3 protein-coding genes are annotated in these 4303 nt (G+C 74.2%); all 3 read right to left on the bottom strand.

What is annotated here, in order from left to right:
• Nucleotides 1-22: 22 nt before the first annotated feature.
• The gene (locus PHC73_RS11870) at nucleotides 23-331 is read right to left on the bottom strand and encodes a DUF3240 family protein (protein WP_300128451.1); all 309 of its coding nucleotides are present in this window, start codon (nucleotides 329-331) and stop codon (nucleotides 23-25) included.
• On the bottom strand, nucleotides 328-3396 hold the full coding sequence (locus tag PHC73_RS11865) for a CusA/CzcA family heavy metal efflux RND transporter (RefSeq protein ID WP_300128448.1): 3069 nt from the start codon (nucleotides 3394-3396) through the stop codon (nucleotides 328-330). Before PHC73_RS11865 ends, PHC73_RS11870 begins: the two co-directional genes overlap by 4 nt.
• Nucleotide 3397: 1 nt before the next feature.
• The coding region (locus PHC73_RS11860) for an efflux RND transporter periplasmic adaptor subunit (RefSeq protein WP_300128446.1) at nucleotides 3398-4303 on the bottom strand (906 nt) is incomplete at its 5' end.

Below are 4303 nucleotides of genomic sequence, written 5' to 3'. Positions count from 1 at the left end.
AGCGGTTTCATGCCCCTTGCTCTCATGAAAAGTCTCCAAAGGCGCGCACCGGCACCGTCCACCACACCACATCGCGGCTGTGGATGCGCGCGCGCAGCGCCGCGATCAGTTCATCGAGCGCGGCCGGCGCGCCGACCAGCCACAGCGCGCGCCGGCCGACCTGGCCGCGCACCCGCTCCCGGGCGCTGGCCTGGGCGAAGTCGCGGCCGTGGCCGGTGCCGTGCAGCAGCGTGTAGGGCTGGTCGGGCGCGATGGCGCCGAGCGCGTCCAGCACCGCGCCTTCGAGTTCGTCCGGAAACACAAGCGTCAGTTGCAGCAGGGTGTCGGTCACGGGCGGGCCTCCGGCGCGCCGAAGCGGCGGTACAGGATGGGCAGCAGCAGCAGCGTGAGTGCGGTGGAGGTGAACAGCCCCCCCAGCACCACGATGGCGAGCGGGCGCTGGATTTCCGAGCCCGGCCCGGTCTGCAGCAGCAGCGGCACCAGACCCAGCGCCGTGATGCCGGCGGTCATCAGCACCGGGCGCAGGCGGCGGCGGGCGCCGTCGTACACCACCTGCGCCAGCGGCAGGCCGGCGGCGCGCAACTGGTTGAAGTGCGTGAGCAGCACGAGTCCGTTCAGCACCGCGATGCCGAGCAGCGCGATGAAGCCGACCGAGGCCGGCACCGACAGGTACTCGCCGGACGCCCACAGCGCGATCGCCCCGCCGATCAGCGCGAACGGGATGTTGCTGAGGATGAGCACCGCCTGGCGCACCGAGCCCAAGGTCGCGAACAGCACGAAGAAGATCAGCCCGAGCGCCACCGGCACCACCAGGCCAAGCCGCGCGGCGGCGCGCTGCTGGTTCTCGAATTGCCCGCCCCACACCAGTCGGTAGCCGGGCGGCAGCGGCACCGCGGCGGCGACGCGCGCCTGCGCATCGGCCACGTAGCCCACCAGATCGCGCCCGCCGACGTTGGCCTGCACCACGGCAAAGCGCGCGCCGTCCTCGCGGTCCACCTTGACCGGCCCCGACACGCGCGAGACGCGGGCGAGATCGGCCAGGCGCGCGCTGCCGCCGCCCGGCAGCGCGATGCGGGTTTCGGCCAGTGCGCCCGCGTCGCTGCGCAGGCGCGGGTCGCCGCGCACCATCAGCGGGATGCGCTTGTTGCCCTCCAGCACGGTGCCGGCGCGCAGGCCGTCCACCTGCGCGCGCAGCTCGGCCTGCAGGCCTTGTGCATCGAGCCCGGCGCGGCCAGCGGCGAGGCGGTCGAGCTGCATTTCGAGGTACTGCACGCCCGCGTTGTGCACGGTGAACACCTCGCTGGCGCCGGGCGTTTGCTCCAGCACCGCGGCGATGCGCCCGGCGAGGCGGTCGAGTTCGGCCAGATCCGGGCCGAAGATCTTGACCGCGAGATCGCCGCGCGCGCCGGTCAGCATCTCCGAGATGCGCATCTCGATGGGCTGCGTGAAGGTGAACTCGATGCCCGGAAAGCGCGAGAGCACCTCGCGCAGGCGGTCGGCCAGCCAGTCCTTGTCGGGCACCCGCCACGCGTCCTTGGGCGCCAGCACCAGAAAGCTGTCGGTGTCGTTGAGGCTCATCGGGTCGAGACCCAGATCGTCCGAGCCCAGGCGCGCGACGATGCTCTTCACCTCCGGCACCTCGGCCAGCAGCGCGCGCTGCACGGCCTGGTCGAGTTCGAGGCTGGCCTCGACGTCGATCGACGGCAGCTTGGCGAGCTGTACCAGGATGGCGCCCTCGTCCAGCGTCGGCATGAAGGCCTTGCCGGTGCGTGAGTACGCCCCGGCGGCGAGCAGGAGACCGATCACCGCCACCGCGATCAGCGGTGCCGGGCGGCGCAGGCAGGCGCCGAGCAGGCGCGCGTAGACCGGCCCCAGTTTGCGCATCAGCCAGGGTTCGTGGTGCGCGCCGGGGCGCAGCACCAGCGACGCCAGTACCGGGATGAAGGTCAGCCCCACCAGCAGCGACACGCCGAGCGCGTAGACGATGCTGAGCGCCACCGGCGCGAACAGCTTGCCCTCCAGGCCCTGCAGCGTGAGCAGCGGCACGAACACCAGCGCGATGATCAGCACGCCGGTGGCCACCGGCTGCGCCACCTCGGTGACCGCCCGGAACAGCACGTGCAGGCGCGGCAGGCGCCGCGCCTCGTCGCTGCCGAGGCGCTCGACGGCGTTCTCCACCACCACCACGGCGGCGTCCACCAGCATGCCGATGGCGATCGCGAGGCCGCCCAGGCTCATCAGGTTGGCGCTCATGCCGGTCAGGCGCATCAGGATGAAGGTGCCGAGCGCGGCCAGCGGCAGCGTCATCGCCACCACCAGCGCCGCGCGCAGCTCGCCCAGGAACAGCAGCAGCAGCACCACCACCAGCACCGCGGCTTCGAGCAGGGCGTCGGTCACCGTGCCGACGGCGCGGGCGATCAGGTCGCTGCGGTCGTAGAACACGTTGAGCGTCACGCCGGGCGGCAGGCTCGGTTGCAGCGCCGCCAGCCGCTCGCGCACGCCCGCCACCACCGCGCCGGCGTCGGCGCCGCGCAGGCCGACCACGATCGCCTCCACCGCCTCGCCGTGGCCGTCCTTGCTCACCGCGCCGAGCGGCGCCAGTTCGCCGAAGCGCACCTGCGCCAGATCGGCCACGCGCAGCACCCGGCCGCCCTGCCGCGCCACCACCACGCTCGCCACATCGTCGAGGCCGCCGTAGGCGGCGGTGGCGCGCACCACGAGTGCCTCCTCGCCGTCGCGCAGGCGCCCGGCGCCGTCGTTCTGGTTGTTGGTCTCGAGCGCGGCGGCGAGTTCCTGCAGCGTCACCCCGGCCGCGGCCAGCGCGGCGCGGTCCGGCACCACCTCGTAGGTGCGCACGCGGCCGCCGAGCGCGTTCACGTCGGCCACGCCGGGCACGGTCCGCAGCGCCGGGCGGATGGTCCAGTCGAGCAGGTCACGCTTCTCGGCGAGCGAGAGATCGCCCTCGATGGTGAACATGAACAGGTCCGACAGCGGCGTCGCGATCGGTGCGAGGCCGCCCTCGACGCCCGCCGGCAGCGCGTCGCGCACGCCGGCGTAGCGCTCGGCCACCTGCTGGCGCGCCCAGTAGATGTCGGTGCCATCCGCGAACACCAGCGTCACGTCGGCGATGGCGTACTTGGCGAGCGCGCGCAGCTGCACCTGCCGCGGCAGGCCGAGCAACTCCATTTCGAGCGGCACCAGGATGCGCTGCTCGACCTCCTGCGGGGTCATGCCGGGCGCCTTCAGGATCAGCTTGACCTGGGTCGGCGAAATGTCCGGGAAGGCGTCGATGGGCAACTGCCGCCAGGCGGCGATGCCGGCGCCGACGCCGAGCGCCGTGACCAGCAGCACCACCGCCCGCTGCGCGAGCGCGAATTCGATCAGCCGCTGCAGCATCTCAGGGCTCCTGCCGGGCGAGCGCCTTCAGCGCCGCCACACCGCGCGTCACCACCCTGGCATCCGCCGGCAAGCCCAGCACCACGGCGGCGTCGCCGTCGCTGCCGAGGCGCTCCACCGGCTGCGGCCGAAAGCCGCCGTCCACCGCCATGAAGACGAGATTGCGCTCGCCCTCGCGGCTCACCGCGGCGGCCGGCACGCGGCGGGCATCCGCCGGCGGGGTGTCGAGGATTTCGATTTCGAGCGTCTGACCGGGCGCGAGCCCAGCGGCCGGCAGCTCGGCGCGCAGCAGCGCGGCGCGGCTCGCGGGATCGAGCACGCCGCCCACGGCGATCACCCGGCCGCTGGGCTCGCCGCCCGGCAGGCGCACCGCCTGACCGGCGCGCAGGCGCCCGACCAGCGCCGGTGGCAACTGCGCCTCGGCCCACAGCCGATCGCCGGACAGCAGCAGCGCGGCGGCGGTGCCGGCCGCGACCGGCTCGCCCAGGCGCAGCGCGCCCTCGTGCACCGTGCCTGCGGCCGGTGCCAGCAGCCGGTAGGCGGCGGGCTGGCCGGCTACCTCGGCGGTGCCGGCGAGCAGATCCCGGCCGGCGCCGAACTCGGCCTGCACCGCCGCCAGCGCCGCCTGGCTCTGCTGCGCCTGGCGCGCCGGCACGATGCCTTCGGCCAGCAGCGCCGCATCGCGCGCCGCCTGCGCTCGCGCCTGGTCGAGCCGCGCCTCCCGGTCGCGCTGGGCGGCGCGGGCGGCCAGATACTCGGCGCTGTGCAACTCGACCAGCGCCTGGCCGGCGCGCACCGCCTCACCTTCCTGCGCCAAAAGGCGCGTCACCACGCCGCCGAACGGCAGCACCACCGCCCGCGCGCCGCTGCCGGGCAGGGTGAGCGTGGCCGGCAGGCGCGCCGCCAC

This window comes from Immundisolibacter sp. (assembly GCF_028696615.1).
Classification (GTDB): Bacteria; Pseudomonadota; Gammaproteobacteria; order Immundisolibacterales; family Immundisolibacteraceae; genus Immundisolibacter.
The sequence above is the reverse complement of the archived record's forward strand: the minus strand, read 5'-3'. Positions and strand labels throughout refer to the sequence as shown.